This is a genomic window from Streptomyces sp. NPDC002004 (assembly GCF_053593975.1).
Map to the genome: position 1 here is coordinate 164,314 of NZ_JBSFDP010000003.1, position 16,968 is coordinate 181,281.

General features: G+C 75.1%; 13 protein-coding genes. 7 read left to right on the top strand and 6 right to left on the bottom strand.

Annotated features, from left to right (window positions below):
* Nucleotides 1-44: 44 nt before the first annotated feature.
* Nucleotides 45-2,582, bottom strand: coding sequence for a helicase-associated domain-containing protein (locus ACWCP6_RS06710; RefSeq protein WP_450931270.1), 2,538 nt, complete (start codon nt 2,580-2,582; stop codon nt 45-47).
* Between the two features lie 176 nt (nt 2,583-2,758).
* Between ACWCP6_RS06710 and ACWCP6_RS06715 the strand changes: the two genes are divergently transcribed.
* From ACWCP6_RS06715 to ACWCP6_RS06725, 3 genes are all read left to right on the top strand, one after another.
* Nucleotides 2,759-3,757, top strand: coding sequence for a hypothetical protein (locus ACWCP6_RS06715; protein WP_450931271.1), 999 nt, complete (start codon nt 2,759-2,761; stop codon nt 3,755-3,757).
* A 69-nt stretch (nt 3,758-3,826) separates the two neighbouring features.
* Nucleotides 3,827-5,308: an alpha/beta hydrolase gene (locus ACWCP6_RS06720; protein WP_450931272.1), complete on the top strand. Its 1,482-nt coding sequence runs from the start codon at nt 3,827-3,829 to the stop codon at nt 5,306-5,308.
* Between the two features lie 149 nt (nt 5,309-5,457).
* Complete coding sequence (locus ACWCP6_RS06725) at nt 5,458-6,090, top strand: HAD family hydrolase (RefSeq protein ID WP_450931273.1); 633 nt, start codon at nt 5,458-5,460, stop codon at nt 6,088-6,090.
* A 93-nt stretch (nt 6,091-6,183) separates the two neighbouring features.
* Here ACWCP6_RS06725 and ACWCP6_RS06730 read toward each other — a convergent pair whose 3' ends face one another.
* Nucleotides 6,184-6,435 (bottom strand): hypothetical protein, encoded by a 252-nt coding sequence (locus ACWCP6_RS06730; protein WP_450931274.1) that lies wholly within the window; start codon nt 6,433-6,435, stop codon nt 6,184-6,186.
* 188 nt (nt 6,436-6,623) lie between these two features.
* On the opposite strand from ACWCP6_RS06730, the gene ACWCP6_RS06735 reads away from it, so the two are divergent.
* Nucleotides 6,624-7,007, top strand: coding sequence for a cold-shock protein (locus ACWCP6_RS06735; protein ID WP_450931275.1), 384 nt, complete (start codon nt 6,624-6,626; stop codon nt 7,005-7,007).
* Nucleotides 7,008-7,142: 135 nt separating this feature from the next.
* Here the strand turns inward: ACWCP6_RS06735 and ACWCP6_RS06740 are convergent, their stop codons facing one another.
* From ACWCP6_RS06740 to ACWCP6_RS06755, 4 genes are all read right to left on the bottom strand, one after another.
* A complete protein-coding gene (locus tag ACWCP6_RS06740; protein WP_450931276.1) occupies nt 7,143-8,060 on the bottom strand; it encodes a 1,4-dihydroxy-6-naphthoate synthase in 918 nt (305 codons plus the stop codon).
* The gene (locus tag ACWCP6_RS06745) at nt 8,047-8,808 is read right to left on the bottom strand and encodes a futalosine hydrolase (RefSeq protein WP_450931277.1); all 762 of its coding nucleotides are present in this window, start codon (nt 8,806-8,808) and stop codon (nt 8,047-8,049) included. The genes ACWCP6_RS06740 and ACWCP6_RS06745 overlap by 14 nt, the downstream gene beginning before the upstream one ends.
* Nucleotides 8,809-8,827: 19 nt before the next feature.
* Entirely contained in the window at nt 8,828-9,301 is a 474-nt protein-coding gene (locus ACWCP6_RS06750; RefSeq protein WP_450931278.1) for a DUF2771 domain-containing protein, read from the bottom strand.
* Nucleotides 9,302-9,385: 84 nt separating this feature from the next.
* The gene (locus tag ACWCP6_RS06755; protein WP_450931279.1) at nt 9,386-10,786 is read right to left on the bottom strand and encodes an MFS transporter; all 1,401 of its coding nucleotides are present in this window, start codon (nt 10,784-10,786) and stop codon (nt 9,386-9,388) included.
* Between the two features lie 606 nt (nt 10,787-11,392).
* On the opposite strand from ACWCP6_RS06755, the gene ACWCP6_RS06760 reads away from it, so the two are divergent.
* The 3 genes from ACWCP6_RS06760 (at nt 11,393) to ACWCP6_RS06770 (ending at nt 16,958) form a co-directional block, all read left to right on the top strand.
* Entirely contained in the window at nt 11,393-12,313 is a 921-nt protein-coding gene (locus tag ACWCP6_RS06760) for a DUF3027 domain-containing protein (protein ID WP_450931280.1), read from the top strand.
* Nucleotides 12,314-12,516: 203 nt separating this feature from the next.
* On the top strand, nt 12,517-15,855 hold the full coding sequence (locus ACWCP6_RS06765) for a sacsin N-terminal ATP-binding-like domain-containing protein (protein WP_450931281.1): 3,339 nt from the start codon (nt 12,517-12,519) through the stop codon (nt 15,853-15,855).
* Between the two features lie 260 nt (nt 15,856-16,115).
* Nucleotides 16,116-16,958: a DUF5707 domain-containing protein gene (locus tag ACWCP6_RS06770; protein WP_450931282.1), complete on the top strand. Its 843-nt coding sequence runs from the start codon at nt 16,116-16,118 to the stop codon at nt 16,956-16,958.
* Nucleotides 16,959-16,968 lie beyond the last annotated feature (10 nt).

The window sequence follows — 16,968 nt, forward strand, 5'->3', positions numbered from 1 at the left end:
CTGTCGTTCCGTCGTCGGCCCGGGACGTGTCGTCCCGCCGTCGCTCAGGACGCGTCGTCGGCGAGTTCGGCGACCCCCGTGATCCGGTGCAGCGGGTAGGTGCGGACCTCGTCCGCCGTGTGGTCGTACGCCGTGACGAAGCCTCCCTCGACGCGGATCGGGGCGATGACGCGCTGGCTGGCGGAGCCCTCGGCGTTGACGTAGCCGATCCACAGGGCCTCGCCGGTGAGGACGGCGGCCTGCACGGTGGCGAGGGTGTCGGCGGAGGAGGTACGGGGCAGCGCCTCGGGGCGGTCGGCGTCCGCAGGGGTCTTCCGCGGGGCCGTGGACGCCATGTCGCCGGCCCGGATGGCCCGGACGGCGGCGGCGAGGAGGGTGGCGTCCGGGACGGGCGGGCCGTCGGGGACGGGCTCGGGGGGCGTGCGCGGCGGGGTGCGGTGGGCGTGCGCGCGCGTGATCAGCACATCGCCCTCGGGCGACTCGGCGGCGGGCGCGAAACCCATCGCGCGCAGGCCTTCGAGGAGCGCCGCGGGGTCGGCCTGCGCGGCCAGCACCGTCGGGGCCAGCCGGCGCAGCCGCAGCGGCTGGGCGCGCCGGTCGGCGAGGATCTCGTTCAGCAGGGCGTCGTCGTCGCAGCGCACGTACGCCGATGCCGCGCCGATGCGCAGATGCCCGTGCTTGCGGGCCACGTCGTCGATCAGATAGGCGAGCGGCTGCGGGACCGGCGTGCGGGAGTGCGCGGTGAGGAACGCGTGCAGGTCGGACGCGGACTTGCCCGCGTCCAGCGCCCGGCGCACCGAACCGGGCGTGAACCGGTACACCGTCGCGCCACCCTTCGACTCCACGTCCGCGAGCACGCTCAGCACGTCCGCGAGCGGGCGCCGCAGCGGGCCGGGGGCGACCGCCGTGAGGTCGGCCTGGAGGAGCACGTGGTCCAGAGGCTCGGGCAGCAGCGGGGCCAGCAGGGCGGCGGCTCCGGCGGCGGCCGCGGCCGTGTCGGCGGGGCCGCGGACGGCGGTGCCCGCCGGGCCGGGCCCGTCCGGTGCGCCGGCCGGGGCGGTCTCGGTGGCCCGGAGGCCGATGAGGGCCCGGCCGTGGGCCGACAGCGCGCCGCGGCCCGTGATGCCGAGCAGTTCCGCCTCCGACAGGGTCCAGCGCGCGAGGCGGGTACGCAGGTCCTCCTGGTCCCTGTCCGCGGCCGCGCCGCGCACCGGGCGCTCCCAGCGCAGGCGGAGGAGGAGCGTCGACGGGTCGGCCGCCGCGCCCTCGGGGAGGGCGGCCAGCAGCGCGAGGACACGGTGGCGGACCTCGGGGGCCGATGAGCGGTCCAGGCCGGGCCCGAGGGCCGAGAGCGAACGGTCCTTGGCGTCGCGGCCGCCGACCAGGCCGGGGGTGCGGGTCGCGGCCAGCCATGCGGAGACCAGCTGTGCCCAGCGCTCGTGCGCCGGCAGCTCCACCCACTCGTCGTACCCCGGCGTCGCCGCGTACCGCTCGTCGGCCTCGCCGTCGGAGGCCAGCAGCCCGGCGGCGTAGGCGAGTTCGACCCAGAAGGCGGCGAGGGGCTCCGGGGCGTCCAGCGCCACCGCCGTGCGCTTGAGGTCGCGGACGCTGAGGCCGCCGGCGCGCAGCACGGCGGGACCGCCCTCGTCCCAGTCCCTGAGCAGTTCCTCCACGGTCGCGAGCGCGGTGTACGCCTGGCCGGCGGCCGTCGCGTCCACAACCTGTGGACGGTGGTCCGCCGCGGCCTCCACCGTCGGCGGCAGCGGCTCCAGCGTCCGGTGCGCGCGGCCCCCGCGCAGATGCAGGGCGGCCTCGCGCGGCAGGACGACCGTGCCGGGCGCCGTCGGCAGCAGCAGACCCCGGTCCAGCAGCCAGCGCAGATGCGCGGCGGGCGTGGCGGTGACCTGGCCGTAGGGCGGCCCCCACACCAGTCGTGACAGCACGTCGAGGGAGTCCGGCGGCGCGCCGTCGAGCAGCGCCGACATCCGGGTGCGGTCCGTGAACAGGGCGCTGAGCCCGGCGACCGCGGACACCGTGTCGTGCGTCGACGGCAGTCCGGCGGTCGTGACGATCTCCTGGACGCGGCCCGGCGACATGCCCGCCGTGGCCTCGGCGACGGTTGGCCCGAGGCCGGTCGGGGACGGGTGCTGCGGGGACGGGGCGAGCAGCTCGCGGGCCGTGCGGACCAGGCGCAGCCGGTCGTCGGTGCCCCATACCAGGGCCTGTTCGCGGAGGGTGGTCAGGGCTCGGGGCAGCGCGCCGACGGTGTCCGCGACGTGCGGGTCCTCCGGATCCGGGGCCGCGCCGGTGAGCAGCGTGCGCAGCGTGTCGAACGTCGCCGGTTCCGGGGCCACCGCCAGGGCCTCCGCGGCCTGCAGGGCGAAACGGTCCAGCCGCTCCAGCGCGCGCACCACGGAGGCGCGGGTCCCGGCGCGGGTCGCGAGCTGGGTGAGGTCGGTGGGGACCGGGGTGAGCAGGTCGGGGCGGGTGCGCAGGAGCGTGGCGAGCGAGGTGTCGTCGCGGGTGCGGAGCGCCTCCGCGAGGGAGCGCGGGGCCGACGGGGGCGTTGGATCGCTGCTCATCTCGTTTACGTTACCCGCCGGGGTCGGGAACCCGGGGGTTGTCGGGGACGCCCTCGTAATTCGCCCCCGCCCGGCCCCCGCAGCCGTCGGCCGCCGCTGCCGGACCGTTGGGGGAAGCGGCCGCCACGCTCGCCGCGGTGGCGGCGAGCCAACTGTCCTGGCGGTACCGTCGGTTCGTGGGGATTGAGAGTGATCAGCTCGTCTTCGACTATCTGAGCCGGGTCGGGGATCTGGCCCAGCAGCGGCAGTTGGCGTCCGGGGTGCGGATGCGGCTGGTCGCGGAGTTGCGGAGCGAGATCGAGCAGCGGCGGGCGACGGCCGGCGGCGACAGCGCGGCTGCGGTCCGCCGGATCCTGTCGCGGCTGGGCAGCCCCGACGAGGTGGTCGACGCGGCCGGCACCGGGGACGGCACGCCCGGGGACCGGGCCGGGAGCGGCGAACGCGGCGACGTACCGCCGTCCGGGCGGGGCGGCGCGCCGCGGGGCAGGCGGGCCGTGCCGTCGCAGCGGGTCGCCGGACCCGATGTGCGCAGCCGGCCCTCGCCTCCCCACCTCGCGGGCATGGACGAGTTGGGCCCGGGCGGCGGGCGGGAGCCCGACTGGTGGCGGGCGGAGGGCGGCCCGCCGGGCGCGACGGACCAGGTCCCCGGGTTCGTGGGGGGCGTGGAGATCCCGGAGATACTCAAACCGCCGCCCGCCGCGAAGGACGAGGAGGAGGCGGACGGTACGGGCGAGCCCGTCGAGGCCGCCGTCCCGGACGAGGAGCCGGTGGTGGCCCCGGCCGTGCGCCGGCGGTGGTTCCCCGGGCGCGCCGTCGTCGGCGGAACCCGGTGGACCAACCCGCTGTTGCTGCTCGCCGCCGCGCTGCTCGTGGCCGGGGCGCTGCTCGGGAACCTCGTCGCCCTGGGCGCCGGCTGGCTCATCGCATGGGCATCGCGGCGGCTGACCGTCGCGGAGTCCAAATGGGCGGTGATGGGCGTGCCGGGGCTGGCGGCCGCCACGGGCATCGGGTGGCTGTGGGGGCGGATGAACGGCAAGTGGGGCGAGCCGATCCGGCAGGGGCACATGGCCGACGCGATCGCCGGGACCTGGCCGTGGGTGCTGCGGGGCGCGGCCGTCGGCTCCGCGCTGTTCCTGGTCTGGCGCTCGCAGCGGGGACGGTATCCGCGCGGCTGAACCGATTGTCCCCTTTTCCCCGTCCTCCTTTCCGGCAGAGCAGCCCAACCGACCGGAAAGCAGGAGCACTTGACGACCCCGACTTCTTCCCTCGTCCGCCGTGGCGCGGCCGTGGCCACGGCGCTCGGGCTGTTCGCCCTCGCCGTGCCGCAGGCGGCGGAGGCGGCGCCCGCCGCCACCGGGCCCGCCGCGCTCCACTGGTCCACCTGTCCGGCGGGTTCCGAGGCGCCGCACGGCACGTACTGCAGCACGCTGAAGGTGCCCCTCGACCCCACCGCGCCGGGCGGCCGGCAGATCAAGCTCACCCTGTCGGTCGCGGGCGACGTGAACGCGCCGCGCACCCTCGTGGTCAACCCGGGCGGGCCCGGCGAGTCGGGCATCGGCGCCGCCAAGCTGGTGTGGAGCTCGCTGCCCCAGGACGTCGCCGCGCAGTACAACGTGGTCGGCTTCGACCCGCGCGGCGTCGGCGCCAGCACCCCGGTCTCCTGCGGGGACACGAGCGGGCTGATCAAGCACCCGGCCGGACCGTACACGCCCGCGAACGACCGGCAGGAGCGGGCGCGGGTGACCGTGGCCCGCAAGGTCGCCGAGCAGTGCGCGGCGCACTCCGCGGACCTGCTGCCGTACATCACGACGGAGAACGCGGCCCGCGACATGGACCGCATCCGTGCCGCCATGCACCGGGAGAAGCTGGACTACCTCGGCTACTCGTACGGGACGAAGCTCGGTGCCACCTACGCGACGCTGTTCCCGTCGCACGCAGGGCGCATGATCCTGGACAGCGTGGTCGACCCGACCGTCACCGCCTACGCCTCGCAGTTCGACCAGAACCCCGCGCTCCAGCACCGGGCCGGCCAGTTCTTCGCGTGGGCGGCGAGGAAGAACGGCACCTACCACCTGGGCACCACGCAGGCGAAGGTCTCGGCCGCCTGGGACGCCGCCCGCAGGAAGCTCGCGGCCCGGCCCGCCGGGGGCCGGGCGGGCAGCGCCGAGCTCGACGATCTGCTCGCCTCCGCCATGTACACGGATCTGTTCTGGGGCGATGCGGCGCAGGCGGTCGCCGACTACCGGGCGGGCGACCCGAGCCATCTGCTCGGCGCCACCGACCAGCTCGCCCTCGGCATGGTGGACCCCGCCCGGCTCGCGTACAACTGCGTGGACGACGCCTGGCCCCGTGACTGGACGACCTGGCACCGGGACACCGCGGCCGCGGCCCGCAAGGCGCCGCTGTTCGCCTGGCTGAACAGCTGGTACAGCGCGCCGTGCGCGTTCTGGAAGGCGCCGACGGCCCGCCCGGTGAAGATCGGCTCGGCGGCGGTGCCGCCGGTCCTGCTGCTCCAGGCGAAGGACGACCCCGCGACCCCGGTCGTGGGCGCGCGCCGGATGCACCGGGCGCTGTCCGGATCCCGTCTCGTCGTCGCGGGCGGCGGCAACCACGGCCAGTACCTGTTCGACGGGAACGCCTGCATGGACCGGTACGGCAGCCGCTATCTGCTCACCGGGAGGGTCCCCTCCGCCGACGCCACCTGCCCGGCGGCCCCGGCGCCGTGAGCGAACCCCGGGGCCCCGGGGCGTGCGACCCCCGGGGCCCGGAGGCGGGCGTCCGCCGGGAGACCCCGCGGGCGGCGGAGCACTCCGGGACCCGGGAGGCCGTGGCACCCCCCGGACCCCGCAGGTCACCCGCCGCGCACAATGGCTCCATGACCTCGCGCACTCTGACGGTCGGCTTCGACCTCGACATGACCCTGATCGACTCGCGGCCCGGGATCCGCGAGGTGTACCAGGAGCTCTCGGCGAGCACCGGGGTCTGGATCGACGCCGACCTCGCCGTGTCGCGGCTCGGGCCGCCCCTGGAGATCGAGATCGCGAACTGGTTCCCCGCCGAGCGGGTCGCCGAGATGGCCGACCTCTACCGCGAGATGTACGCGGTGCGGGCGATCGCCGCGACGCCCGCGCTGCCCGGTGCCCTTGACGCGATCGACGCCGTGCACGCGGCGGGCGGCCGCGCCATCGTGGTCACGGCCAAGTACGAGCCGAGCGCCAGGCTCCACGCCCAGCACCTCGACCTCGGGGCGGACGCCGTGATCGGCGATCTGTGGGCGGAGCAGAAGGCGCTCGCGCTGCGCGAGCACGGGGCGAGCGTGTACGTCGGCGACCACACCGGCGACATACGCGGCGCGCGTACGGCGGGTGCGCTGTCCGTGGCGGTGGCCACCGGGCCGTGCGGCGTGGAGGAACTGTGCGCGGCGGGCGCCGACGTGGTGCTCCGCGACCTCACGGAGTTCCGCGGCTGGCTGGACGAGTACCGGGCGGCCTCCGACGGGCAGGCCTGAGGAAGCAGTTGGCCCCGGGCGGGCCGGACGGCACCGGATGCGACCGGTGACCGGCCCCCTCCCGGGCGCCGGACGGCCGGACGGCGGGGACGGCTAACCGGCCGCCGCGCGGGCCCGGCGGCGCTGCTCGGCGATGGAGCGCAGCACCCCCGCCCCGGCGACCAGGAAGCCCACGCCCATGAGCATGCTCAGTCCGAACATGTAGGTCGGGAACGGTTTCGCGCCGAGCAGCAGCGGGGCGACCGTGACCAGAGTGGCCGCGGCACCGAGGAAGAAGATGATCGCACCGGCACGGATCAGGCCATCCCCGGGTCCGGCCGCGTCGTCAGTGGTTTTGTCACGCACTCGACCAGGGTAGTTCCCAGCGGGTGGAGCAAACCGGGGGAGGTGCACCGGGGGCGTCTTGTCAGCGGCCCTGGGACCATTAGCCTTGGTGCCGGCGGGTCGGTCGACCCGCTGTAGTGCTATCCAGAGCCGTTTTTCTTCGTCGCTGGGACGGAGCGGCGTGACGAGTACGAGGACGAGGACTTCACGTGCCTACCGGCAAGGTCAAGTGGTTCAACAGCGAGAAGGGCTTCGGCTTTCTCTCCCGCGACGACGGCGGGGACGTCTTCGTGCATTCCTCCGTCCTGCCCGATGGTGTCGATGCCCTGAAGCCGGGCCAGCGCGTCGAGTTCGGTGTCGTCGCCGGCCAGCGCGGTGACCAGGCACTGTCCGTCACGGTGCTGGATCCGGCCCCCTCGGTGGCGGCGGCGCAGCGCCGCAAGCCGGACGAACTGGCCTCGATCGTCCAGGACCTGACGACGCTGCTCGAGAACATCACGCCGATGCTGGAGAAGGGCCGTTACCCCGAAAAGGCCTCCGGAAAGAAGATCGCGGGCCTGCTGCGCGCGGTCGCCGACCAGCTGGACGTCTGACCCACCGCCCGACCCCGACGCCCCGCCCCATCCGGAGCGGTACGGCACCCCGACGCACGGCCGGACACGCACAGCGGTCCGGCCGTACTGCTGCCCCGCGGCGACCGCGTACGCGTGCGGCCGCGGGCACGGGCCTCACGGGAAGGCGAGCGCATCCGGGCCGAGGGGTGGGACGAGTCCCTCGGCCGCGGCGCGGGTCAGCAGCCCGCGGACGGCCGCGTACCCCTCGTCGCCGAGGTCGGCCGTGAACTCGTTGACGTACAGGCCGATGTGCTGGTCCGCGACCTTCGGGTCCATCTCCTGGGCGTGCTCCAGGACGTAGCCGCGGGACGCCTCCGGGTCGTCCCAGGCCATGCGGACCGAGGTGCGCGCCGACTCGGCGAGCAGATGCAGGGTTTCCGCGCCGAGGGAGCGGCGGGCGATGATCGCGCCGAGCGGGATGGGGAGCCCCGTCGTGCGCTCCCAGTGCTCGCCCATGTCGGCGAGGCGGTGCAGCCCGTAGTTCCGGTAGGTGAAGCGCGCCTCGTGGATGACGAGTCCGGCGTCCACACGACCGTCCCGCACCGCGGGCATGATCTGGTCGAACGGCATGACGACGATCTCGCCGACCCCGCCGGGGACCGTGTCCGCGGCCCACAGCCGGAACAGCAGGTACGCCGTCGACTTCTCGCTCGGCACGGCGACGGTCGCGCCCGTCAGCACCCCGGGCAGAGGGACGGCGCCCCCGTCGCCCGGCTCCCGGGTCAGCACCAGGGGCCCGCAGCCGCGGCCCAGCGCACCGCCGCACGGCAGCAGCGCGTACTCGTCGAGCACGTAGGGCAGGACGGCGTACGACACCTTGAGCACATCGAGTTCCGGCGCGCCGCGCTCGGCCATGCCGTTGGTGATGTCGATGTCGGCGAAGGTGACGTCGAGGGCGGGAGCGCCCGGGACGCGGCCGTGGGCCCAGGCGTCGAAGACGAAGGTGTCGTTGGGGCAGGGCGAGTAGGCGATGCGCAGGGCGATGTCCTGCGGCCGCCGGGGCCTGCCGGTAGCGGGGTCAGTCGTCGTCATGCGGTTTCCAACTCTCCAGTACGGGCGCCAGCTTCCCGAACGCGTCGGTGAGCGCCGTCAGGGCCTCGCCGATCCGCCAGGCGGCGCGGTCGCGCGGGCCGACGGGGTTGGAGATCGCGCGGACCTCCAGCACGGCACAGCCGTACGCGGCGGCGGCCTCGGCGACGCCGAAGCCCTCCATCGCCTCGGCGAGGGCGCGTGGATGACGGGCCCGCAGGGCGGCGGCGCGAGCGGCGGTGCCGGTCACCGTGGAGACGGTGAGCACCTCTCCGGTGGCGCAGTCCGCCGCGGCGGCGGCCGCTCGTACGAGTGAAACGGGCGGACGGTGGGTGACGGTCCCGAAGCCCAGCTCGGTCACCGGGACGAAGCCGTCGGCGGTCTCGGCGCCCAGGTCCGCCGCGGTGATCGCGTCGGCGACGACGACCGATCCGACGGGGGCCGCGGCGCCTCCCGGGGCCGAGGGACCTCCAGGGGCACCGGGGGGCGCGGCGGCGAAGCCGCCGGCGATACCGGCCGAGACGACCAGGTGGTAGGGCTCACCGGCGAGGGCGGCGGCGGTCAGCGCGGCGGCGGTGGACGCGGCGGCTCGGGCCGGGCCGACACCGGCGGCGAGCAGATCCCACCGGCCGGCGGCCGGTACACGGTGCAGGGTCGCCCCGGGGAGCGTCACCTCCCGTGCCGGGTGGACGAACGCGAGGGCCACCGCGTCCCGTTCCGGCGGGACCGCGGTGGCTACCAGGACGCGCACGATCGGTTCTAGCCGCTGATCAGGCGTTCTTCTTGAGCTTGAACGACCACAGGCCGTACGCCTTGCCGGCACTGCCCTCGACGATGCTCACGGTGGAGGTGCTGCCGCTGGCGCCGTACTGCTGGTTGAAGAACACGCTGCCCGGGATGGTGCGGTACGTCTTGTTGCTGGACTCGGTGAGCGCCTGGCCGTTGAGCAGGATCGTCCAGCCCTTGTCCGCGACGGCCGGGTCCACGCCGAACCGCACGGTCGCGTCGGGGTCGACCTTGAGGGACTTGAGGTCGGTGTCCTTCAGGCACGTGGCGAGATCGGTCGGCTTGACCGGGTTGCCGTTGTTGTAGCAGGAGGCTTCCGAGCTCACCGAGCCGTCGCCGACCGTGACGGTGGCCATCGGCGACGGCTTCTCGCAGGCCGACAGGAGCATGAGCCCGGCGGAGACGACGCCGACGACGGCGACGGCGCGACGGCCGGAGGCGGAACGCAGGGAGGTCATGGCCGAAGGCTATCGGGCACCCTGTGCGGACATGCCACGTGGGGGTACGGCGTGCCGTACGGTGCCGTCGTCGGCGTGGCTCAGTCAGGCCACGTGGGGGCGTGGGGCGCCGCGCCGCCGGGCGGCGGACAACAGCCCCCGTACGGTCGTCAGCCAGCCGGCGGCGACGATGACGGCGGCGACCGTCAGGCCCAGCGGGCCGTTGAGCGGCAGCGAGATGCCGATGGCGCCGCCGACCACCCACGCCATCTGCAGCAGCGTCTCCGAACGGGCGAACGCCGACGTCCGCACCAGCTCCGGCACATCGCGCTGGATCAGCGCGTCCAGGGACAGCTTCGCGAGGGCTTGCGCGAAGCCCGCGACGGCGGCCAGAAAGGCCACGAGGACGGTGCCGAAGAAGACGGCCGCCAGGACCGCGACGCCCAGGACGACCGCGACGACCGTCACGATGATCAGCTCGGGCGCCCGTGACTTCAGCGCCGCGCCGACGGCCGTGCCGAGCGCGTTCCCGGCGCCCGCCGAGACGGCCACCATGCCCAGGGACACGGCCGCGCTCTGTCCGGTCAGCGGATGCTCGCGCAGCAGGAAGGCGAGGAAGAAGATCAGGAACCCGGACAGGCAGCGCAGCACGGCGTTCGCGGCGAGCGCGTGGGTCACGGCGGGGCCCACCGTGCGCAGCCCCGGGCGGGGCGCCTTCTCCATGGTCTTCGCCAGGTGCGGGCCGTGCAGGTGCTCCGCGTCGGCGGCGAGCAGCGCCCGGCTCTCGCCCTTGGAGGAGTCGACCTTGGGCGGCAGCGTGAAGGACAGGAAGGTGCCAGCGCAGAAGATGAGGAAGGCGCCGTACAGGGGATAGCGGGTCCCGGCCACGTGCAGTCCGGCGCCGATGGGCGCGGCGATGCCCGTGGCCAGGAGCCCGGCGAGGGTGACCCGGGAATTGGCCCGTACGAGCGAGAAGCCGGGCGGGAGCAGCCGCGGGACGACGGCGCTGCGCACGACGCCGTACGCCTTCGAGGCCACCAGGACCCCGAGCGCCGCCGGATACAGCTCCAGGGTGCCGGTGACGACCGCGCTCGCCAGGATCAGCGCCAGCATCGCGCGGGCCAGCATCGCGCCGGCCATCGCGGCCCGGCGGCCGTGCGGCAGCCGGTCCAGGAGCGGGCCGATGACCGGGGCGAGCAGCGCGAAGGGCGCCAGCGTGATGCCGAGGTAGAGGGCGACGCGGGTGCGTGCCTCGTCGGTCGGTACGGAGAAGAAGACGGTGGAGGCGAGCGCGACGGTGATCATGACGTCCCCGGCGCCGTTCACCGCGTGCAGTTCGATGAGCTTGCCGAGCCCGGACTCGCCCGCGCCGTGCGCGTGCGTCGCCTTCCTGATGCCGCGCGCCGCACCGCTGAACGGCAGGTGCAGGGCGCGCCCGACCGCACGGCCCGCCCGGCGGACCCACCCGGACCCGCTGTCGGTAGAGGACGCCCTCGCGGCTGCCACCTCGTCATAGTGCCCCGTGGAGGGGGCGGCTAGTGCGGTTACCGCGCGTATGGGCGCGGCGGCGCCGGGGGTTCGCCGGCCCCTGCCGTGCCGACGTGCCGCCGGGGCGCGGGCGGGGGACCCGCGGGGGAGTGGCGGTGCGGCGCGCCGGGCGCGGGGCGTGACCGGCCGGGATGTCCCGGACCCGGGAGGGCGCCCATGCCGCGGCGGAGGCGCCGCACAGCGGCCGTGCGCGGCCGTTCCGGTACCGGGGGAGCGGACGGCGGGGACCCGTCGCGGACCCGCGGAGAACGGCCCGTCACCGGTGCCCCGGCAAGAGGGGCGGGCACGGTGCCGTACGTCGGTGTGGGCTCCGGAGCCGGGAGAGGGTAGCGTGCGTAGCGCGCCCGCGGCGGTCGGTCCCGTCCGTGCGCCTCTGAACCATCGCGCACAATGGATGACAGAGGTGCGCCCCGAGGACGATCGATCGGGTGCGGACGTCGACGCGGCCTTCCTCCGGTGCCCCAAGGGCCCGCGAGGATGCCCCAGCCGCTCCGTCCGCGTTCCCGGTCGCTTCCGCCGCTGAACGGCGCACCCGTGAGACGGCGTAGGAGAGAAGCGATACCTGTGAGCGCAGCGACAACGCGAAGCCGTACCCCTGACCGCATGTGCGCCGAGGCGGTCGACCTCGCCCGGGCGGCGGCCGAGGAGACCGCCGCGCCCGGTGTCGTCGGCGAGCATGTCGCGCTCGTCTCCGAGGGGGACCGGGTCGTCACCCATCTCTTCGAGTGCAAGGAACCGGGCTACCGCGGCTGGCGATGGGCCGTGACCGTCGCGCGGGCTTCCCGCTCGAAGGTGGTCACCCTCGACGAGACGGTGCTGCTGCCCGGGCCCGACGCGCTGCTCGCCCCGGAGTGGGTGCCGTGGAGCGAGCGGCTGCGGCCCGGGGACCTGGGCCCCGGGGACCTGCTGCCCACGGACGCCGAGGACCTGCGGCTCGAACCCGGGTACTCCGGCGAGGACGAGCCGGTGCCGAGCTCGGCCGTGTCCCACGAGATGGCCGACCTCGTCGAGGCCGAGGACGCCGAGGTGACCGCCGGGGTCCCGGCGCACCTGCCGGTCGTGCCGACGCGCGGATCGATCGCGGCGGTGGCGGAGGAGCTCGGCATGCGCCGGGCGCGGGTCCTGTCCCGGTACGGGCTGCACACGGCCGCCGACCGCTGGGAGGAGTCGTACGGGCCGAAGACGCAGATGGCGCAGGCCGCGCCGGCGTCCTGCGCGTCGTGCGGCTTCCTGGTGCCCGTCGGGGGCTCGCTGGGCCAGGCGTTCGGTGTGTGCGCGAACGAGTTCGCACCGGCCGACGGACGGCTGGTTTCCCTGTCCTACGGCTGCGGTGCCCACTCCGAGGCCGCGGTCATGCCCAAGCCCCCGCAGCCGCCGGCGCCGGTCATCGACGAACTCCGTGTCGACGCCATGCCGCTCAGGCCGTCCCCCGACTCCGGCTCGGTGGAGCCCGAGGGCCCCGAAGAGGAACTCGGCCACTCCTGACCCTCCCCGGGGCCCGCATCGGCGGGCCCCGGCACTCCGGCCGTCCGCCGTTCCCGGTCCGCCCGGCACCCCGGCCCCTCCGGGGCGACTCGTGCGTGTGGAGCGGTGGGTGGGTGGCCGGGGGGAAGATGGGGGCGCGGTACCTTCGGGCGGCGGTGGTGCCTCGTGGTGGGGTGCCGAGGCCGCGAGAAGGAGTGAGTGGCGTGAGCAAGTTCGTGCGGCCTGCCCCTGAGGGCGCCGACCCGTTCGGGACGGCGCGGTTGCGGCGTGGCGTGCTCGACGCCTGGGGGGCGTCCCCCGCCCGCTTCCGCGAGGACGCCAACGCCGAGGAGGACCTCGCGCTCGGCGGCTACCGCGACCGGCTCGTCGTCGAGCTGGCCCAGAACGCCGCGGACGCCGCATCCCGCGCCGGGGTGCCGGGACGGCTCCGGCTCACCCTCCGCGACGGCGTCCTCGTCGCCGCCAACACCGGCGCCCCCCTGGACGCGGCGGGCGTCGAGTCCCTCTCCACCCTGCGCGCCTCCGCGAAGCGCGGCGACGGCCACCGCGGAGCCGTCGGCCGGTTCGGCGTCGGCTTCGCCGCCGTGCTCGCGGTGAGCGACGAACCCGCCGTCGTCGGCCGCACCGGCGGTGTCCGCTGGTCACTCGCCGAGGCCCGGGAACTCGCCCGGGACACCGCCCGCCACAGCCCCGGCCTGGGCGACGAGATCCGGCGCCGTGACGGCCACGTACCGCTGCTGCGACTGCCGTTCGCCGCCGAGGGCACCGCACCCGAGCCCTACGACACGGTCGTCATCCTGCCGCTGCGCGACGCCGCCGCCGAGGACCTCGTGCAGCGGCTCCTCGACGAGATCGACGACGCGCTGCTCCTCACCCTTCCGGGCCTGGAGGAGCTCGTGGTCGAGGGTGCGGACGGGACGGTCCGCACCATCGGCCGCCGCGCCGGCGCAGCCCCCCACGGCGTCGTCGTCGAGGACAGCCGTGACGGTACGACGCGCTGGCGCGTCCTCGCGCACCACGGCGAGTTGGACCCGGCGCTGCTGGAGGGCCGCCCCGTCGAGGAGCGCCTGCGCCCCCACTGGGCCGTCACCTGGGCGGTCCCCGTGGACGACGAGGACGCCCCGCGCCGCCCCCGTACCGCCCCCGTCGTGCACGCCCCGACACCCAGCGACGAGCCCCTCGGCGTACCGGCGCTGCTGATCGCCTCGCTGCCGCTGGACGCCACCCGCCGGCACGTCGCGCCGGGGCCGCTCACGGACTTCCTGGTGCAGCGCGCGGCCGACGCGTACGCCGAACTCCTCGGTGGCTGGCAGCCCGTGAGCACCGGCCTGATCGACCTGGTCCCCGGTGCGCTCGGCAAGGGCGCCCTGGACGGGCGGCTGCGGCAGGCGATCCTGGACCGGCTGCCGCGCACCGCCTTCCTGCCGCGTGCGCTGGAGGCGGACGCACGGACGGCCGAGGAGACGCAGGCCGACTGGTTCGACGGTGAGGGGGAGCGCCCCGGCGGCTCCTCCGAGGCGCTGCGGCCCCTCGAGGCCGAGGTCGTCGAAGGCGCCGGTGCCGAGACCGTGCGGGTCCTCGCGGAGGTGCTGCCGAGCCTGCTGCCCGCCGGGCTGGAACGCCGGGTGGAGCTGCGCACCCTCGGCGTGGCACGCGTCCCGCTCACGGAGGCGATCGACCGGCTGGCCGGCCTGGAGAAGGAGCCCGGCTGGTGGCACCGCCTCTACGACTCCCTCGCGGGCGTGGACCCGGACCGCCTCACCGGCCTCCCGGTCCCGCTGGCCGACGGCCGCACGACGATCGGCCCGCGCCAGGTGCTGCTCCCGGTGCCCCCGTCGGAGGCCCCGGAGGGCATCCGGGCGGACTACGCCGACGCGGAGTACGCCCGTGCCGCCATCCGCACCGCGCAGGCCGGCCACCCGGTACGCCACGGAGAGGCCCCGGGCGACCCGGCCGGCCCGTACGCACCTGCGGACGGGCCGGACCCGGCAGCCTCCGCGGACGGGCCGGCCCCGTCCGCCCTTGCCCGCATCGGCCTCAAGGTCGCCCACCCCGACGCCGCGCACCCCCTCCTGGAGAAGCTGGGGGCGCTGCCCGCCACTCCCCGGGCCGTGCTGACCACCCCGCAGGTGCGGGCCGCCGTCGCGGGGTCGCTGGACGACATGGCCTGGGACGACGAGGACGGTCTCGACGCGGACGAGCTCGCCGACGTCGTGCTCGCCCTCGTACGGGACGCCGGTCTCGAACCCGGCGAGGAGCCCTGGCTGGGCGCGCTGGCGCTGCCCGACGAGGACGGCGAACTCGCGCCCGCGGGCGAACTGGTCGTGCCCGGCTCCGCCTTCGCCGGCGTCATGCGCGAGGGCGAACTCGCCGCGGTGGACCCCGATCTGGCCGCCCGCTGGGGCGAGCAGCCGCTCGCCGCGTGCGGCGTCCTCGCCTCCTTCGCGCTGGTCCGCGCCGCCGACGTGGTCCTGGACCCGGACGAACTGGAGCCCCGCGAGGGCGACTTCGCGGAGTCCGACGACGCCGGGCTGCTCGACGCGGTCGACGTGTGGTGCGAGGACGTGCTCGACCGGCTGCCCGACTCCCCGGTGCCGCCGGTCGCCACCGAGATCGTCGCCGTACGGGACCTCGACCTCGTCGACGACGACCGCTGGCCGGAGGCGCTCTCCCTGCTGTCCCGGCCGCCGCTGCGGGACGCGCTCACGCAGCCCGTGCGGATCCTGCTGCCGGACGGCACGACGGAGACCGTCCGCCCGTACACGGCGTGGTGGCTGCGCGGGCACCCGGTGCTCGACGGGCGCCGCCCGGCCGGTCTGCGGGCCGCGGGATCGGACCCGCTGCTCGCGGGCCTGTACGACTCCGCCGACGCCACCGGCTTCGACGACGCACAGGTGCTGCGGGCCCTCGGAGTCCGCACATCGGTCGCCGCGCTCCTCGAGGAGCCCGGCGGCGCCGCCGAGCTCCTGGACCGGCTCGCCGACCCCGGTCGGGACGTGACGCCCGCCCAACTGCACGCGCTGTACGGCGCGCTGTCCGAACTCGACCCGGAGCAGGTCACGCTGCCGGACGAGCTGCGGGTGGTCGTGGACGGGCGGGTCGCCGTCGTCGACGCGGCGGACGCGGTCGTCGCCGACGCCCCCGACCTGCTTCCGCTCACCGCCGGGACGCCCCTGCTCCCGGTGCGCCCCTCGCGGGCCGCCGACCTCGCCGAGCTGTTCCAGGTGCAGCGCCTGAGCCGGACGATCGCCGCCGAGATCACCGGCGACGGCGTGGTCCGCCGGGTGCCCGAGTCGGTCCGTACGCTGCTGGGGCCCACGACCCCGGTGACGTACACGGAGCACGACGAGTTGGTCGTCGACGGCGTCGAGCTCGACTGGCGGCGGGCCGAGGACGGCGCCGTGCATGCGGCGACCCTGGAGGGTGTCGCGGCGGGCCTCGCCTGGGCGACGGCCCAGTGGCCGCGCCGCTTCGAGGTCGCGGCACTGCTGGAGGACCCTTCGCGCACGGACGAGCTGGCCCGCGACCGCTGGTTCGACTGACACCCGCCGGACGGGACGCATCGGAGCGGATGTCGCGGACGGGGCACTTCGGTCGGGATACTGCGGAAGGGGTCATTCGGGCCGGGTTCACCCGTCGGCCGGGGTGGGCGGCAGAACGGCCGAAAAAAAGGTTTCATCTGCCGTACAACCCATCACGCGGGTCACAGGTCAGATCTTGCGAGTCAACAGACTCCTAGATCACTTGGGTCCCTCGTGACGGCACTTGCACCGCGGGACCCCTTCTCCACATGGGGAAACACATGCGCATTCGTGCCACCATGGCCGCCGCTACGGTCTCCGGCGCTCTTGCCCTGACGGCTCTCGCCGTGCCGGCCGCGCAGGCCGCCGACTCCCCGGCCGCCGCCGCCGCGAAGACCGCGACGTCCGTGAACGCCCCGGCGGACGAGAGCAACGGCGACACCGCGATTTCGAACCTCGTGGTCAACGGCGGCAAGCCGGTCGTCGTCGGCACCACCAACAAGGTGACCTTCACCGTCTCCTTCACCGTCACCGACGACTCCGGTGTCGCCCGGGCCCAGACCGTGCTGTGGCACGGCACCGACTTCAACAACGACATCGACGGCGGCATCGTCTCCGAGTCGGACTGGGCCAGCTGCACCGCGGTCGACAGCACGACCTCCAACTGCAAGGAGTCCTTTACGGTCGACCCGCAGACCCAGCTGGCCAACTTCCTGGCCGGCGGTGGCTGGAAGGTCTGGGCCATCGGTCAGGGCAACGACGGCGACTACGTCCAGAAGGACAACGCCAAGGGCTTCAGCGTCCAGCGCTACTCGAAGCTCACCGTCAACGCCTCCCCGGAGCCGGTGAAGAAGGGCGGGACCATCACGGTCACCGGTGCCCTGACCCGCGCCAACTGGGACACGCACAAGTACGCCGGCTACACCGTCCAGCCGGTGAAGCTCCAGTTCCGCAAGAAGGACTCCAGCACCTACAGCACCGTCAAGACGGTCACCTCCAGCAGCACGGGCAGCCTGAAGACGACGGTCACCGCCTCCGTCGACGGCTACTGGCGCTACTCGTTCGCCGGTACCTCGACCACCCCGGCGGTCAACGCCACGGGCGACTTCGTCGACGTGCAGTAGGCACCACCCG

Coding starts and splice junctions, on each gene's coding strand:
- ACWCP6_RS06710 (WP_450931270.1), bottom strand. CDS start 2,582: ATGAGCAGCGATCCAACGCCCCCGTCGGCCCCGCGCTCCCTCGCGGAG.
- ACWCP6_RS06725 (WP_450931273.1), top strand. CDS start 5,458: ATGACCTCGCGCACTCTGACGGTCGGCTTCGACCTCGACATGACCCTG.
- ACWCP6_RS06740 (WP_450931276.1), bottom strand. CDS start 8,060: ATGACGACGACTGACCCCGCTACCGGCAGGCCCCGGCGGCCGCAGGAC.
- ACWCP6_RS06750 (WP_450931278.1), bottom strand. CDS start 9,301: ATGACCTCCCTGCGTTCCGCCTCCGGCCGTCGCGCCGTCGCCGTCGTC.
- ACWCP6_RS06770 (WP_450931282.1), top strand. CDS start 16,116: ATGCGCATTCGTGCCACCATGGCCGCCGCTACGGTCTCCGGCGCTCTT.